Raw genomic sequence first — 15,570 nt, 5'->3', positions numbered from 1 at the left:
GCGGTGGCGGAACGTGAAGTGGTAGCGTGGAGTGAAACGGAAATTGCCGAGCTGACGGCGAAGGTCGACGCATTGAAGGCCAGCATGGCGCGCGTGATCATCGGGCAGGAAGACGTGGTCGACCTGCTGGTGACCTGCCTGCTGGCGGGCGGCCATGCGCTGGTCGAGGGCGTGCCGGGCCTGGGCAAGACCTTGCTCGTGAAGTCGCTGGCACAGGCCACCGACATGGAATTCCGCCGCGTGCAGTTCACGCCGGACCTGATGCCCTCGGATATCGTCGGCACCGAGATCCTGGAAGAAGACACCACGACGCGCCAGCGCGTGTTCCGTTTCCAGCAAGGCCCCGTGTTCACCCAGGTGCTGCTGGCGGACGAGATCAACCGCGCACCGCCCAAGACCCAGTCGGCATTGCTGGAAGCGATGCAGGAACGTGCCGTCACCTTCGCCGGCACCACGCACAAGTTGCCGCGTCCTTTCTTCGTGCTGGCCACGCAGAACCCGATCGAGCAGGCCGGCACCTATCCGCTGCCGGAAGCCCAGCTCGACCGCTTCCTGCTGCGCATCGATGTCGTCTATCCGACCGAGGACGAGGAGGTGCTGATGGTCTCGCGCACCACCCACGCGGGCCTGGACGACGCCGAGCCGGCGATGACGGTCGAGACCCTGCTGCGCCTGCAGCAGCTGGTGCGCGACATCGAGATCGGCGAACACCTGCTGCGCTACGCGACGCGCCTGGTGCGCAACACCCGTCCGGCCCTCACCACCGTGGCGGCGGTCAAGCAGCACATCGGCTGGGGCGCCGGCCCGCGCGCCGGCCAGGCACTGGTGCTGGCCTCGAAAGCGCGCGCCCTGATGCAGGGGCGCCTGGCGGTCACGCGCGACGACATCCAGGCCATGCTGCTGCCGGTGCTGGCGCACCGCGTGCTGCGTAACTTCGAAGCCGAAGCCGACGGCATCGCCATCGCCGACATCCTGCAATCCCTGCGCAACGAGATCCGGGTCGATTAATCTTGTCGCTGGCGAAGACCGCGCTGATCGCGCACACGCAGAAGCTCGACCTCGTGATCCGCCATGTGCTGGCGGGGCTCGGCCACGGCATCCACGCCGGGCGCGAGCGCGGGGCGGGCGTCGAATTCTCCGAGTACCGGGCGTATGCGCCCGGGGACGAGTGGCGCCGCGTCGACTGGAAGCTGCTGGCGCGCGCCGACCGCTATTTCGTGCGCGAAGCGGAACGCGACAGCCACGTCGCCGTCTGGCTGGTCCTGGACGCCAGCGCCTCGATGCTCGAGCCCAGCCGCGAAGTGGAGGGCGTGGACAAGCTGGCCTATGCGCGCACGCTGCTCGGCTGCGTGGCAGCGATCGCCCAGCGCCAGGGCGACGCCTTCGGACTGGTCGTCCTGAACGGCGGCAAGGTCCAGTTCACCCCAGCCATGCGCGGACCGCGCCAGCTGCAGCGCGTGCTGCTGCAGCTCAGCCGCGTGCAGGCCGAGGGCGAACTGCCGGACGCCGACACTTTACGCGCCAGCCTGCACTTCGCCCAATCCCCCAGCGTCGTTTATGCGGCCAGCGACCTGCTTGACTGGCCGTCGCCGCTGTCGCAGGCACTGGTCCGCCTGCGCGGCATGCGCCACGACGTGCGCGTGCTGTGCCTGCAAACGCAGGCGGAAGTGGACGCCAGTTTTTCTTCGAACCTGGCCTACCGCGACCCGGAGCAGGGCGCGGGCGTCTACCGCTTCGGCGCCGACCTGAAGGAAGGCTATCGCCAGAACCGCGAGGCGCACTTCGCCACTGTCACCGCTGCCTGCCGCCGGAGCGATATCCCGATCGTGTCCGCGCGTATCGAACAGCCGCCGGGCGAAGTCCTGCGCCTGTGGTTGCGCCGTCCGGGGAGCCGTCCATGAACCAATTGTGGTGGTTTGCATTACCGATCCTGCTGCTGCCAATCTGGTGGCATCGCCGCAAGCGCGAGCAGCACAAGGCCGAACTGCTGGCCACCAGCCGCTTCCTGCCGCGCGCCGAACCGCGCCAGACGCGCGAATGGCGCTGGAAGGACATCCTCCTGCTGCTGGTGCGCTGCCTGCTGCTGGCCACCGTCATCGCCTGGCTGGCTGACCCGGTCACGCCCTGGCGCGGCGATACCGTGATCGTCGCCACCGGCACCGATCCTGAATGGGCCGACGCGCAGGCGGCGCAGGCCGGGCTGGCCAAGGCCGACCGCCTGAGCATGCCGGCGGAGCAGGCGATCGCCTGGCTGCGCGCCCACCAGCGCGAGTGGCGCCCGGAAGCGCGCCTGCTGGTGCTGGGCGACGTGCCGATGCCGGCGCTCCTGCCTGAATTCGGCCGCAGGGTCGAACTGCGTACCCTGGCGCGTCAGCCGGAAAAGGTCGAGCGCCGCGTCCATATCGCCAGCGAGCGCCCCGGGCAGTGGCGCCGCGTGTTCGCCCTGGAGGGTATCGCCATCGACACGGCGCCGGGCGCGACAACCTCGCTCATCGTCTGGGACCGCAAGGAGGCGCCTCCGGCATCGCTGCGCGCGCCGCTGTGGCTGGTCACCGACATCGCCGCCTTCCCGGAGCTGGGCAAGGCGCAACAGGTTGACGGCTTGCGCTACGCCGACAGCGCGCGCGGCCGTGTGTGGCATTCGGAAGCCTGGCCGCCGGCGACGGCGGATGCCGCGCGCGCGCTGCTGGACGACTGGCAGCGCCTGCACATCGGCCCCCCAAGCCATACCGCGCCGTCGCGCGTGTTCGAAGCGTCGGGCACTGCCCGTGCGCCGGAACCAAGCGGCGCGCTGCGCGACATGCTGATGGCGCTTCTTACGGCATTGTTCGTACTCGAAAGGAGTCTCACGCATGCAAGACGGCGCTGAGATCGTCAAACGCGTCTGGCGTGCCGCCCAGCTGCGCCGGCTTCCCCTGTGGATCGCCGGTGCGCTGCCGTGGCTGTTCATCCGCTCCGCGCCGGGCCTGATCGCATGGAGCATGTGGTGCGCCTGGGACTGGGCCATCCTGCGCCGCCGCGTCGGTATCGAATGGACGTCCTGGCTGGATGGCGCCGTCCCCGAGATGGAAGACAGCAGCGCGCTGCTCGAGCATGCGCCGACGCCGGTCGCCCAGCTGCAGCGCCGCCGCATCCTCGAACGCCTCGATGCCAGCCTCACGAACCGGCAACTGCGCGGCATCGCGCGCGGCCGCGTGACGCTTGGTGCGCCCTGGTTGCTGGGCAGCGTGGCCGCCGCCGCTGCGGTGTGGTTCGCCACGGCCGCGCCGCAGCAGGGTGGTGTCGCCGCACCCGGCAAGCAGCCGGCGGCGATCGCGGCGCAGGTAGCGAGCCAACTGGTGGTGCGCACCGCGCCGCCGGCCTATACTGGCGTGGCGCCAATCGAGACGGCGCCGAAGGACCTGCAGGTGCCGGAGCAGACCGTGATGACCTGGTGCCTGAAGGACCCGTCGGCGGCGGAAGACAGCATCGAGCTCAGCACCGGCCAGGTGCTCAAGCCGGGCAAGGAGTGCGTGCGCTGGACTGCTACCGAATCGGTGTTCTGGCGCTGGCGCGGGAGCCGCTATACGGTCAAGGTCGTTCCGGACCAGCCGCCGGAAATCACCATCACCGCGCCGACCCAGATGGTGCAGGAGCTGCCTGATACCGCGACCAACGCCGCCATGGGCGTGAAGGTGCGCGACGACTACCTGATCAAGCGCGCCACCCTGCACATGACGCTGGCGCGCGGCAGCGGCGAGAACATCCGCTTCACCGACCGCGAGATGCCCTTGCCGGGCTCGCCCGACCCGAAGCAGCGCAACTGGTCCAAGAACTGGTCGCTGGCGGAGCTCGGCATGGAGCCGGGCGACGAGCTGTATTTCTTTGTGCGCGCCACCGACAACGCGGCGCGCCCGCATACCGTGCAGTCGCCGACCTATACCCTGCGCCTGCCGGCGCCCTTGGAAGAAGCGGAAGAGGAGAGCGCCGCCATGCCGATGCTGGTCAAGCCGCAGAGCCTGCGCAGCCAGCGCCAGATCATCATCGATACCGAACAGCTGATCGCCGACATGCGCACCCAGAAGATCGCCAGGGACGAGGTGATCGAGCGCAGCCAGAAGATCGCCAGCGACCAGGGCACGCTGCGCCGCCGCTACGGCCAGTTCCTGGGCGAGGAATCCTCGCTGTTCACCGACGGCGAAGAAGAACACGGCGAGGACGACGGCCACGACCATGGCCGCGGCGAGGGAAGCACCCAGGACATCCTGCACGAATATGGCCACGCCCACGACGAGGCCGAGAACGCCACGCTGTACGACGAAGACACGAAAAAGGTGCTGCGCCGTGCGCTGGTGGCGATGTGGGATGCCGAGAAGGCGCTGCGCGCGATCACGCCGAAAGTCGCCCTGGCGCCCGAGCACAAGGCGCTGGAAGCGATCAAGGAGCTGCAGCAGGCCGAACGCATCTACCTGCACAAGACCGCTTTCGTGCCGCCGCCGATCAAGGAAGAAAAGCGCATGACCGGCGATATGGACGGCACTGCCAGCTACCGCCGCGCGCAGGGCGGCGCCGACCAACGGGTGCCGGAAGACCTCAGCCGATTGGTGCAGGCGCTTTCCGGCGACGGCCCGTTGCCGGCCCTGTGGACCCGCAGCGCGCACGACTGGGTGCGCGAGCGCCTGCAGGACGACGACCAGCGCCTGTCGGCCCAGAAGGCGATCCAGGACGTGGCCGATGGCTGCCTTGCTTGCCGTCCGGTGCTGCGCGCCTGGCTGCGCCAGGGCGCGGGGCAGGGCCAGGTGCTGCTGCAGGCCAAGCCGGTGGTCGAGACGCCCTTCGTGCGCGCCTGGCGTGAGGGGACGAAAGAATGATGAGCACGAACCTGATGCTCGCCCTGATCGGCCTTGCAGGCATCGCCAGCGCCGGCCTCTATGCCTGGCGCCGACAATTCATCGATGCGCTGCTGGTGCTGGTCGCCGCGGCGGCGCTTGGCCTGTTCGCAGCCGGCGTCAAGCTGCCGGGCGATGCGGGCCGAACCCTCACGCTCGATCCGGCCGCGCCTGCGCCGGCATTGGAGGGTGTGCGCGCCTTTGCGGTGAAGGGCGACGGCCTGCGCGCCGCCCAGTGGAACGACCTGCCCGCGCTGCCGCTGCAGTGGCAGCGTCCGGAAGGCGGCAGCCTGCGCCTGCATTACCCGCGCCAGCTGGCGCTCGGCCGTACGTTTACCTTGAAAGTGCAGCGCGACGATCAAACCGACGCGCACCTGCAGCTGCTGGCCGAGAACGGCCAGGTCATCGCCGATGCGCGCGGCACCGGCGACCTGGTGGTGAACTGGATGCCGCCGCTGGCCGAGCGCCTCGTGCTCAGGGCGCGCCTGCTGGATGGCGGCGGCAAGACCATCGCCGAAGGTCCGGTGCCTTTGACCATCAAGGAACCGAATCTCCTGCAGGTGCAGGGCCGCTTCGGCGCGCCTTCTTTTGATGTGCGCACCCTGAACGAACTGCTGGCCGGCAGCGGTGCGCTGCTCGACTGGCAAGTGGTGCTGGGCCGCGCCATCACGCGCACCGAGCTGCCTCTGGCCGAGATGAAGGCGCCGAACCTGCTGGTGATCGACGCTGCCTGGTTCGAGCGTGCAAGCAGCGCGGAACGCTCGGCGCTGCTGGGACGCGTGGCCGGCGGCCTGCCGCTCCTGGTGCTGGGCGCGAACGCCAACGATCCGGGCATCTGGTCGCGCACCCTGGGCTTGCGCTTGCTGCCGCAGCCGGCGGACAAGAAGATCGATGCGCCGCTGCAGCTGTCGGTGGCGCGGCTGAACCCCGCTGCGCGTGAAGCCGGCGAGTGGCTCGGCGCGGACGGCATGGTGTGGACCCGCAGCTGGCAGAAGGGCCGCATCGCCTGGCTCGGCGCCGCCGAATGGCATCGCCACGCGATCGCCGAACCGCAGGCGCTGGCGCTGTGGTGGCAGGGCGTGCTGGACCGCGTGGGGGCCAACGTTTCGAAAGAAGTCGAATGGTTGGAGCCGGAAGAACTGCCGCTGCCGGGCCAGCGCATCGAGCTGTGCGCGCGTGGCGTGAAGGGTGAGCTAGTCTTCCCGGACCTGAAGCTGGTGCGCTCCTGGTCGCCGCGTGTCGATGCCGCCTGCGTGGCCGTCTGGCCAGAGCGGTCGGGCTGGTTGCAGGTAGAGGATGCGAAAGCAGGCACGCATGCGGTCTACGTTTACGCGCCGGGCGACTGGCCGCAATGGCAGGCGGCGCAGCGTCGTGAGGCCACCGCGCGCTTTGCCGCGCGTACGCCGGCGACAGCATTGGCGGGCGCCGCACGTGCCTTCCCGGCCTGGCCGTTCGCGCTCGCGTTCACCCTGGCGATGCTGCTGCTCTGGTGGCGCGAGCGCCGCTGATCGAAGGAGACACCAGTGAAATCGATTCTGCCGGCCATGCTGGCCGTGGCCTTGCTCGCCACCCCTTGCCAGGCCGCGGCGCAGGGGGCCGCCGACGCGACGCCGGCAGTACGCTGGTCCCGCGCGCCTGATGCCGCCGTCGCGCGGCAGGAAATCTATCCCGCCGTGTTGGGCGACAGGATCGTCGTGGCAGGTGGCGTGCTCTCGCAGCCGCCGGGCTTCACCGACCATGTCGAAGCCTATGACGTGAAAGCGGGCCGCTGGACCACGCTCGCGCCCTTGCCCGAAGGCCGGCACCATATCGCCTTGGCCGAGGCCGGCGGCAGGATCTATGGCATCGGCGGCTTCTCCGGCGCGATTCCAGACTGGCGCGCCCATGCGACCGTGTTCGTGTACGACGCCGGGGCGAACCGGTGGTCGGTCGGCCCGTCCCTGCCGGGGCCACGGGCCGAAGGCGTGGTCGCTACCGTCAAGGACAAGATCTACTTCATCGGCGGGCGCGTCCCGACCAGCCCGGAGGCGGACCACATCAACGCCCACGCGGATACCGCCCGCGGCGAGGCGCTGGACACGCGCACCAAGCGCTGGGAGCGCATCCCCGACGCGCCCAGCGCGCGCAATAGCGCAGCCGCCGCCGTCATCGACGACAAGATCTATGTGGTGGGTGGCCGCCAGATGCTCAAGCAGGCCGATGGCCGGCAGCGCCCGGTCAACCTGGCGACGCTGGAGGTCTACGATCCCGTTACCAAGCGCTGGGAGACCAGGGCGCCGATGCCCCAGGCCCAGGGCGGCCTGGCTGCGGCCGCCTACGACGGCAAGCTGTATGCCTTCGGCGGCGAGCAGTTTGTCCCGGCCAGCAAGGTGTTTCCCGATGCCTGGGTCTACGATCCCAAGACGGACCGCTGGTCGGCCCTGCCGGCCATGCCGACGCCACGGCACGGGCATGGCGCGGCTGTGGTCGGCAACCGCATCTTCCTGATGGGTGGCGGTGAAAAGGTCGGGGTGGGCGCCAGCCGGGTGCTGGAAGTCCTCGAGATCAGGTGACACCCGCGACCTGCGGCAGACGCGGGTCGCGGAGCATCAGCGCAATCAGAACGCGTAATCCGCCTTCACGTAGTACGACCGGCCATTGATCCCGAACGGGCAAGTTTCCCAGCAGTGCGTAAAGCCCAGCTGCGGGAAGGGCGCCGCCTTGACCGGGTCCCACCTGGTCGGATAGGTGTCGAACAGGTTGTTGACGCCCGCCGTCAGGCTCAGCTTCCTGGTGAAGTTGTAGCGCCCGGTCAGGTCCACGATCCACTTCGCCGACCAGGTCTGGATGAAGCCCGGCGTGAAGCCCTGGCCTTCCACTTCGCCGAAATAGTTCGCGCGCGCCGTCGCATTCCACTGGCCGAGCGTGTAGTCGGCGGCCACCACGTGGTGCTGGCGCGGCTGGCCCTTCTCGATCAGCGTCACCTGGGTGTCGTCGAACAGCTGGGCGCCCGTCAAGACCGAGGACTGCGAATGGCGGTCCTTCACCTTGGTGCGGTTGAAGCCGAGCTGGCCGGACAGCACCAGGGTCGAACCCTGTCCGCGCGTGGTGTGCTGGGCCACTAGGTCGAAGCCGGTGGTGCTGGTGTCGATCGCATTGGTGAAGAACTGCGCCTGGCCCACGCGCAGCGGGTCGAGGATGGCCCGGATCGGGCAGGCGGCGGCGGTCAGGCAGGGGCCCGACTCCGGTGCGATGTTCGACGAGAACACGATGCGGTCGTCGATGTTGGTGCGGTACAGGTCGGCCGTCACCGAGAAGTCGTTCGTAGGGCGCAGGATCATGCCGACGCTAGCGCTCTTCGAAGTCTCTTCCTGCAGCGGGGCGATGCCGAAGGCGCGGGTCACGGCGCTGTTCTCGCGCGCGGTCAGGGTTTCGGTCAGCACGCCGGCGGCGTTCAGGTTGGTCGACACCGAGCTGTAGAACTTCTGCTGCACGCCGGGCGCGCGGAAACCGGTCGAGGCGCTGGCGCGCAGGCCGATCGTGCGCGACGGGTCGTAGCGCAGGCTCAGCTTGCCGATGGTGGTATTGCCGAAGTCCGAATAGCGTTCATGGCGCAGGGCCGCACCGAGCGAGAGCGCATCCCCAAGCTTGCGTTCCAGGTCGACGTAATAAGCGGTGTTGTGGCGGCCGTCGTCCACTTCCGTGCCCGGGGTGTAGCCCGGGAAGCCCTGGATGCCGGACGCCGCGATGCCGCCGCTCTGGTCGCGGATGATCTTGCGCGGATCGTTGCTGCGGCCGTACTGGTACGAGACCGGGTCGCCGGCCACGATCTGGTAATTATCCCGGCGCCATTCGACACCGGCGCCGATGTGGAGCGGGGCGCCGGCGACGTCGACCGAGCCCTTGAAGTCCAGGTTCAGCGTGGTCTGGTCGAACTTCAGCTTGCCAGTGTCGGCCTCCAGGGGCGAGCTGCCGTTCTCGTAGTAGTAGCTGACGTTGATCGAGTTCCGCTCGTGGAAACCGAGCTCGCTGCGGCCGTGGTTGACGCTCAGGTCCACGCTCCAGTCGCCACTCAGGTCGTGCTTGTAGCCGACGCCGAGGGAGGCATCCTTGACGGTGGTGATGATGTTCGGCAGGAAGCCGTTCGGGTACACGGCCGGCACGTTGCGCGCGTCGTCGGCGGTGCGGAAGAAGCCGGACGAATCGCCCTTGCGCCGGGATGCGCCGCCAAAAGCGTACAGCTCGCCGCCGCCCAAGGGCAGTGCGGCGTTCAGCCACAGGTAGGCGTCCTTGGCCTTGCTGTCGCCGATGCGCTGGGTGACCCGCGGCGGGTTGACGCGCGCGGTGTCCAGGCCGGCGCGATTGGTTTCGTCGCGGTCGCGGCCTTCGACCGACAGGTTCAGGTAGCCGCCGTTGGCGCCGAGGGCGAAGCCCTTGTGCGCGCTGCCGCTGAAGGTGTCGCCGTCGCCTTCCCTGGTGGTGCCGAGGCTGGCGCTCAACTGGGTATCGGTCACGCCCTTTTTCAGCACGATGTTGATCACGCCGGCGATCGCATCCGAGCCGTACTGCGCCGCGGCGCCGTCGCGCAACACTTCGATCGACTGGATGGCGGACAGGGGGATCGCATTGATGTCGGTGCCGGCCGAGCCGCGGCCGATGGTCTGCTGCACGTTGACCAGCGCCTGCTGGTGGCGACGCTTGCCGTTGACAAGCACCAGCAGCTGGTCGGGGCCGAGGCCGCGCAGAGTGGCGGGGCGGATGATGTCGGTGCCGTCGCTGATAAAAGTAGTGGTGAAGTTGAACGAGGGGTCGAGGTCCTGCAGCACCTTGCCGAGTTCGAGCGAGCCGGCCGACTGGAGGTCTTTTGCGCTGATCAGGCCGACCGGCACGGCGGTGTCCAGTGCGGTCTTGGCCTGGGTCCGCGAACCCAGCACGACCACGGTCGCCGTGTCCTTCTGACCCAGGCTGCCCGCTGCTTCCTGCGCGAACGCCGATGCCATGGCCGATACCAGCGCGGTCACCAGTAATACCTGCTTTTCTGCACGTTTCACCATCTTGTCCCCTTGTTGAGAATTGAATTACGCCATCACAAAAACTAGGTCTCCTATAACCGTGGCGAATTGATTCTGAACAAGAAAGTGCGTAAATACAAGTGTGAACTGTGCAAGGCACAACAGTTTTACGTGATTCGGTGTATTGATGAGAAGGGGATGGAAAGCGAGGACCGTCTGTGCTAGCAGCGAGGCTGTCGCTGGCCAAGGCCGAGGGGGTGCTGGTGCGCTGAGCTGCCGCTGCGCGACCTCAGGCGTGGTCGCGCATCCACTCCTTCAGCCCGTCTACCCACTTCTTGGCCGGCAGGTTCAGGTGGCGCCGGATCTCGCCGGCACGTTCGTACAGCACCGAGAAATCGAGCTCCGGCGCGTTCTTGAAGGCGAGCACCACGATGTTGGCATCGTGCACCTCGGGCAGCCAGACCACGGCGTCGAAGACCTGCTGCATGGTGAGCAGGTTCTTGTCGTAGCTGTCGAAGTGGCCGAACACGTTGGCGGTCATGATGCCATCGCTGCTCAGGCAGTCGTAGCAGCCCTGGTAGAAATCCAGCGAATCGAGCACCGGCCCGCGGGCGTCGTGGTCGTACAGGTCCACCTGCAGCACGTCGACCTGGCCGTGGTTGCCGGCATCGAGCACGAAGTTGAGCGCGTTCATCTCGCGCACGTCCAGGCGCGCGTCGTTTTCGGGCAGGCCGAACAGGGCGCGGCAGATGGCGATCACGTTCGGATTCAGCTCGGCCACGTTCACGCGTGCACCGGGAAAGCGCCGGTAGCAGAACTTGGTCAGGGCCGCGCTGCCGAGGCCCAGCTGCACGATACGGCGCGGGTTCTGGATGAACAGCGTCCACATCATCATCATCTGGACGTATTCGAGCTCGATCGCGTCCGGCTTGGACAGCCGCATCGCGCCCTGCACCCAGGAGGTGCCCAGGTGCAGGAAGCGCACGCCGTCGAACTCGTCGATGGTGGCGGGCGGGTGGCCAGGCTGGGCGAAACGGGGATCGATGCGGGCGTAGGAAGGCGGCATGGCAGAGGAGCGGCGGTGAAAGCCGATCTTACCAGAGCGCTTCAGGCAATGCCGTTACGCCCGAACTCACGGAAACCCGGCCGTTAGCTCATGCGCTCGACGTAGGCCGCCACGTGGCGCAAGTCCGGCTTGTCCATGGGCGTCATCATCCAGCGGTTCACCGACAGTCCCAGCACGACGTCGGCCAGCGTGAAGGCGCTGCCCGCGACGTAGGCGCCGGTGGCGCGCAGCTGGGCATTCAGGATGCCGATGTGGCGGTTCCAGGCGGCGATGCTGGCCTCGACCTGCGCCGGGTCCTGGTAGGCCGGGTGCCTGCGCACCAGCGCCATGAAGGCAGGGCGCCAGGCCGTATTCAGGTCGGTGGCCTGCCAGTCCATCCATTGCTCGACGCGGGCACGGTCGCGCGCGCCTGGAGGGAGCAGTGCGCCGGCGCCATATCGATTGCAGAGGTAGCGGCAGATCGTGTTCGATTTCCACAGCACGAAACCCTCGTCCACCAGCACCGGCACCAGCCGGTTCGGGTTGAACACGGCGTGTCCCTCGTGCCAATCCTCGCGCTCGAAGGGCTGCCCGAGCTCGCGGCAGGTCCACAGCACCTTGCGCACGTTGATCGACGTGTCCTTGCCGATGATCTTCAGCATGTACATCCTTTCATGCTCATGGGGTGTGGGGGCCCGACAGGGCCGGCAGCGCCGGCAGGATGAGAGTGACGGCCAGGCCGCCACCCTCGCGGTTCGAGAGCGAGATGCGGCCGCCGTGGGCCTCGGCGATCTCGCGCGCCAGCGCCAGCCCGAGGCCGGTGCCGCTGCGCTTGGTGGAATAGAAGGGGACCAGGGCGTTGGTCAGCACCGCGTCGCTCATGCCGGTGCCGCGGTCCAGCACGTCGATGCGCAGGGCGTCCTGCACGCGGCGCACCTGCAGCGCGACGTCCTCGGGCTTCGACCCGGATTCGTGGGCGTTCTTGAGCAGGTTCAGCAGGGCCTGCTCCATCTGCGGGGCGTCGATCCAGGCCGGCTCCTGCGGCAAGTCGCCGAGCAGGCGGAACGGCACCTGGCCGGCCAGAGCGTCGATGAACACGTCCCAGGGGCGGGCTTCGAGACGCGGCGTGGGCAGCTTGGCGAAGCGCGCATAGCCCAGGATGAAGGTCTCGAGGTGGCGGGTGCGCTCGCCGATGGTCTGCAGGATCTGGGGCAGGCGCTCGGTCTGGCCGCGCCGCACCAGCTCCGCGCCCGAGTGCGCGAGCGAGGCCAGCGGCGCTAGCGAATTGTTCAGTTCATGGCTGATCACGCGGATCACCTTCTTCCAGGTCTGCACTTCCTGGCGCCGCAGCTCGGTGGTGAGGTGGCGCAGCAGCAGCAGTTCGTGGCGCCGGCCGTTCAGGGTGAAGCTGCTGCGCGCCAGGTGGTAGACCTCTTCTTCCTCGGATTCGCCGGCGGTGAACAGGCCGTCGCCGCCGCGCGCCAGCGCCTCTTTCAGGGCCGGCGCCGCGGTTTCCAGAATGTCACCTAGTTGGTGGCCTTCGAGCTTGCGCCCTTCGGACAGCAGCTGGCGCGCGGCCAGGTTGGCGTAGACGATGGTGCCGGCCGAGGTGCCCGTATCCGTGGCGAAGTCCGTCACCAGGAGCATGGCCACCGGGGTGTTCTGGACCATGGTGTCGAGCAGCAGCTCGCGCTGCACCAGGCCGAGGCGCTGCTCGCGAAGCACCTGGCCCAGGTCATTGTGGGCGGCGATCAGGTCGGCCAGCTCGTCGTTCTGCGGCCAGTGCAGGCTGAAGGAAAAGTCGCCGTCGCGGTAGCTCGCCACCGTGCCCTCGAGGGCGCGGAACAGCGACAGGATCGGCTGGATCTGGGTGCGGATAGTGATGATGGCGATCGGGACGATCGCCACCAGGCAGGTGAAGAAGACCAGCGCGGGATGTTCGGGGAAGAGGTGGTCCAGCCCGAGCGCGATCAGCATGCCGAGGGCCAGCAGGGTGCCGACCAGCGCCGACCAGCGCGTGACCAGCGAGAGCCGGAACCCTGTGCGCTTCATGCCGGCCTGGCGATGCCGAGCCGCTCCATGCGCCGGTACAGTGCCTGGCGCGACAGGCCCAGTTCGTTTGAAGCCTGCGCCACCACGCCGCCGGCGCGCGCCAGCGCCTGCACGATGGCGTCGCGGTCCGGCTCCGTGTCCGGCGTGGACGCCACCGCCACCGGCAAGCCGAGATCGGCGGCCTTGATGACATCACCTTGCGCCAGCAGGCTGGCGCGCGCCATCACGTTCTTCAGCTCGCGCACGTTGCCGGGCCAGGTGTGGGCCTGCAGGGCGCTTTCCGCGGACGGGTGCAGGGTCTTCCCGCGCAGGAAGGACAGTGCCAGCGGCAGGATGTCGCCCGGGCGCGCGGCGAGCGGCGGCAGGCGCAGCTCGATCACGTTCAGGCGGTAGAACAGGTCTTCGCGGAAGGTCCCGGCGCGGATCATGGCGCCCAGATCGGCATTGGTGGCGCTGATCACGCGCACCTTCACCTGGCGCTCGCGGTTGGAGCCGAGACGCTCGAAGCGCCCCGTTTCCAGCACCCGCAGCAGTTTCATCTGGCCGGCCAGCGGCAGGTTGCCGATCTCGTCCAGGAACAGGGTGCCGCCGTCGGCCGCCTCGAACTTGCCTTCCCTGGCCTTGGAAGCGCCGGTATAGGCGCCGGCGTCGGCCCCGAACAGCTCGGCCTCGATCAGTTCCGAGGGCAGGGCGCCGCAGTTCAGCACCACGAAGGGGCCGTCGGCCACCTGCGAGTTGGCCTGGATGATCTCGGCGATGCGTTCCTTGCCGGTGCCGTTCGGGCCCGTGATGAGCACCGGCACGTCGGCGCGCGCCACCTGGCAGGCCAGGGTGAGCACGCGCTCGGTGGCCGGGTCTTGCCAGACCAGGCCGCGCAGGTCGAAGTTCTGTTCCAGCTCGCGCTTGGCCTTGCGCTCGCGCTGCAGGCGCTGGTTCAGGGCGCGGTTGGCCTGGCCCAGCTCGATCAGGTTGGTCACCGTGGTGAGCAGGCGCTCGTCGTTCCAGGGCTTGGAGAGATAGTCGGCGGCGCCGGCCTTGATCAGCTCCACCGCGGCGTCGAGGTGGGTCCAGGCGGTCAGCAGGATCACCGGCAGGTCCGGGTGGCGCCGCCGGATCTCGCGGAACAGCGCCACGCCTTCCTCGCCGGAGGTCGTGTCGGCCGTGAAGTTCATGTCCTGGATGACCAGGTCCACGTGCTCGCGCCCGAGGATGTCCAGTCCTTCCTCGGGCGAGGCCGCGCGCAGGGCGGCGATGTCGTGGAGGGAGAACAGGACGTCGAGCGCGATGGCGACCGCGGCGTTGTCGTCGATGATCAGTACAGTGGGCATGACGGCAAGTTTAGCACTGGTTGTTTGCCATCAGGCACTGCGGGTGGCGGTCGCCGGCGAAATGCTGGCCGCGCGCCACGCCGGACCGTAGGCCGCCAGGATGCCCAGCGCCCAGAACACGATCGCGCCGCCGATCAGGTACTCGGCCGGGAGGCGCGCCATTTCCAGCCTGGTCACCAGGAGGTGGTTCAGGCCCAGGCCCAGCAGCACGCCGCCGAACACGCCGGCGCTGGTGATCAATACGTTCTCGGTGATGAAGTAGCGCAGGATGTCGATCTTGCGCGCACCCAGGGCACGGCGCACGCCGATCTGCTTGCGGCGCTGGGTGACCCACAGGCTGGCCATGCCGACGATGCCCGAGCAGGTAATCAGGAGCAGCAGCACGCTGACGGTGATCAGCATCCACGACAGGGCGACGTCGCCGCGGTAGCGCTTCTGGCGGTCGTCCGTGACCGTCTTGACTTCCAGGATCATCGGCGTCGCCGACGACTTGCGCAGTGCTTCCTCCGCTTCCTTCATGACGCGGTCGCGCTGGCCCGCTTCGGCGCGCACGGCGTACAGGGCGCCGGGGTTGCCGTACAGGCGCGCCGGGGTGATCGCGGACCACTCGCCGCGCTCGCCCAGGTCGCCATGAGCCGACTGCAGCCGTTCGACCACGCCGACGACCTCGGTCCCTTGGGCGCCTTCGCCAGTGCCGAAGTACAGGGTCTTGCCGATTGCCGAGCTGCCCGGCCACAGCTTGTCCGCCAGCGCTTTCGAAATGATCAGCTGCTTGGGCAGCTCGCGATTCTCGTTCTCGTTGATGTCCACGGATTCCTGCGGCAGGAAGTCGCGGCCTTCCACGATTTTCAGGCCGAAGGTCTTGACCAGCGAATCGCCCGAGATGTAGATCGAGGCCAGCGCGCTCTCGCGCTCCTGGCGGCGGTCGAGCGCGACGCTGTTGGTGCTGCCGCTGCCCGAGATCGGCATCTGGGACACGTTCGCCACCGACACCACGCCCGGCACTGCACGCAGCACATCGGCTTCGCGCTTCATGGTGGCGAGCATCTGCTCGGGACCGTCGCTGTTCAGGTTGCGCACGTTGAAGTAGAAGGTCGCGGCTTCATCCAGCAGGCCGCTCGGACGCGCCGCGACTTCGCGGCGCTCGTTGACGACATGCAGGGCGTTGGCCAGGATCGCCAGGCTCAGCGCGACCTGCAGCGCGACCAGGATCGGACCGGTCTTGTTGCGCATCAGCGCGGACAGGATGGGCTTGATTTCCATGATGGTCTCTCTCGTTTGCTCGT

The 15,570-nt window shown here is 68.3% G+C and carries 12 protein-coding genes; 6 read left to right on the top strand and 6 right to left on the bottom strand.

All coding sequences use genetic code 11. The features are described from left to right. Positions 1-3 precede the first annotated feature (3 nt). From FG94_RS07350 to FG94_RS07325, 6 genes are read left to right on the top strand one after another with little or no spacing between them, the layout of a single operon-like run. Positions 4-1,008, top strand: coding sequence for a MoxR family ATPase (locus FG94_RS07350; protein WP_081925854.1), 1,005 nt, complete (start codon positions 4-6; stop codon positions 1,006-1,008). Positions 1,009-1,010: 2 nt separating this feature from the next. Beyond that, positions 1,011-1,901 carry a DUF58 domain-containing protein gene (locus tag FG94_RS07345; protein WP_036209045.1) on the top strand — a complete coding sequence of 297 codons (891 nt, stop codon included), beginning with the start codon at positions 1,011-1,013 and terminating at the stop codon, positions 1,899-1,901. After that, positions 1,898-2,869: a BatA domain-containing protein gene (locus tag FG94_RS07340; protein WP_036209042.1), complete on the top strand. Its 972-nt coding sequence runs from the start codon at positions 1,898-1,900 to the stop codon at positions 2,867-2,869. Before FG94_RS07345 ends, FG94_RS07340 begins: the two co-directional genes overlap by 4 nt. After that, positions 2,853-4,850, top strand: coding sequence for a DUF4175 family protein (locus tag FG94_RS07335; protein WP_036209040.1), 1,998 nt, complete (start codon positions 2,853-2,855; stop codon positions 4,848-4,850). Before FG94_RS07340 ends, FG94_RS07335 begins: the two co-directional genes overlap by 17 nt. After that, a complete protein-coding gene (locus FG94_RS07330; protein WP_036209038.1) occupies positions 4,850-6,376 on the top strand; it encodes a hypothetical protein in 1,527 nt (508 codons plus the stop codon). The genes FG94_RS07335 and FG94_RS07330 overlap by 1 nt, the downstream gene beginning before the upstream one ends. A 15-nt stretch (positions 6,377-6,391) precedes the next feature. Then, complete coding sequence (locus FG94_RS07325) at positions 6,392-7,420, top strand: kelch repeat-containing protein (RefSeq protein WP_036209036.1); 1,029 nt, start codon at positions 6,392-6,394, stop codon at positions 7,418-7,420. 45 nt (positions 7,421-7,465) lie between these two features. Here the strand turns inward: FG94_RS07325 and FG94_RS07320 are convergent, their stop codons facing one another. The 6 genes from FG94_RS07320 to FG94_RS07295 all read right to left on the bottom strand — a co-directional run bounded on the left by FG94_RS07320 (position 7,466) and on the right by FG94_RS07295 (position 15,547). After that, the gene (locus FG94_RS07320) at positions 7,466-9,901 is read right to left on the bottom strand and encodes a TonB-dependent siderophore receptor (RefSeq protein ID WP_036209034.1); all 2,436 of its coding nucleotides are present in this window, start codon (positions 9,899-9,901) and stop codon (positions 7,466-7,468) included. Positions 9,902-10,148: 247 nt separating this feature from the next. Continuing rightward, the gene (locus FG94_RS07315; protein WP_036209032.1) at positions 10,149-10,925 is read right to left on the bottom strand and encodes a spermidine synthase; all 777 of its coding nucleotides are present in this window, start codon (positions 10,923-10,925) and stop codon (positions 10,149-10,151) included. An 83-nt stretch (positions 10,926-11,008) separates the two neighbouring features. After that, entirely contained in the window at positions 11,009-11,566 is a 558-nt protein-coding gene (locus tag FG94_RS07310; protein WP_051996326.1) for a glutathione S-transferase family protein, read from the bottom strand. Between the two features lie 16 nt (positions 11,567-11,582). Beyond that, a complete protein-coding gene (locus FG94_RS07305; protein ID WP_036209031.1) occupies positions 11,583-12,956 on the bottom strand; it encodes a PAS domain-containing sensor histidine kinase in 1,374 nt (457 codons plus the stop codon). Continuing rightward, positions 12,953-14,284, bottom strand: coding sequence for a sigma-54 dependent transcriptional regulator (locus FG94_RS07300; RefSeq protein ID WP_036209029.1), 1,332 nt, complete (start codon positions 14,282-14,284; stop codon positions 12,953-12,955). The genes FG94_RS07305 and FG94_RS07300 overlap by 4 nt, the downstream gene beginning before the upstream one ends. Before the next feature lie 30 nt (positions 14,285-14,314). Next, positions 14,315-15,547 carry an ABC transporter permease gene (locus FG94_RS07295; RefSeq protein ID WP_036209027.1) on the bottom strand — a complete coding sequence of 411 codons (1,233 nt, stop codon included), beginning with the start codon at positions 15,545-15,547 and terminating at the stop codon, positions 14,315-14,317. Positions 15,548-15,570 lie beyond the last annotated feature (23 nt).

The sequence above is a fragment of the Massilia sp. LC238 genome (assembly GCF_000735635.1).
Lineage (GTDB): Bacteria > Pseudomonadota > Gammaproteobacteria > Burkholderiales > Burkholderiaceae_D > Telluria > Telluria varians.
The sequence above is the reverse complement of the archived record's forward strand: the minus strand, read 5'-3'. Positions and strand labels throughout refer to the sequence as shown.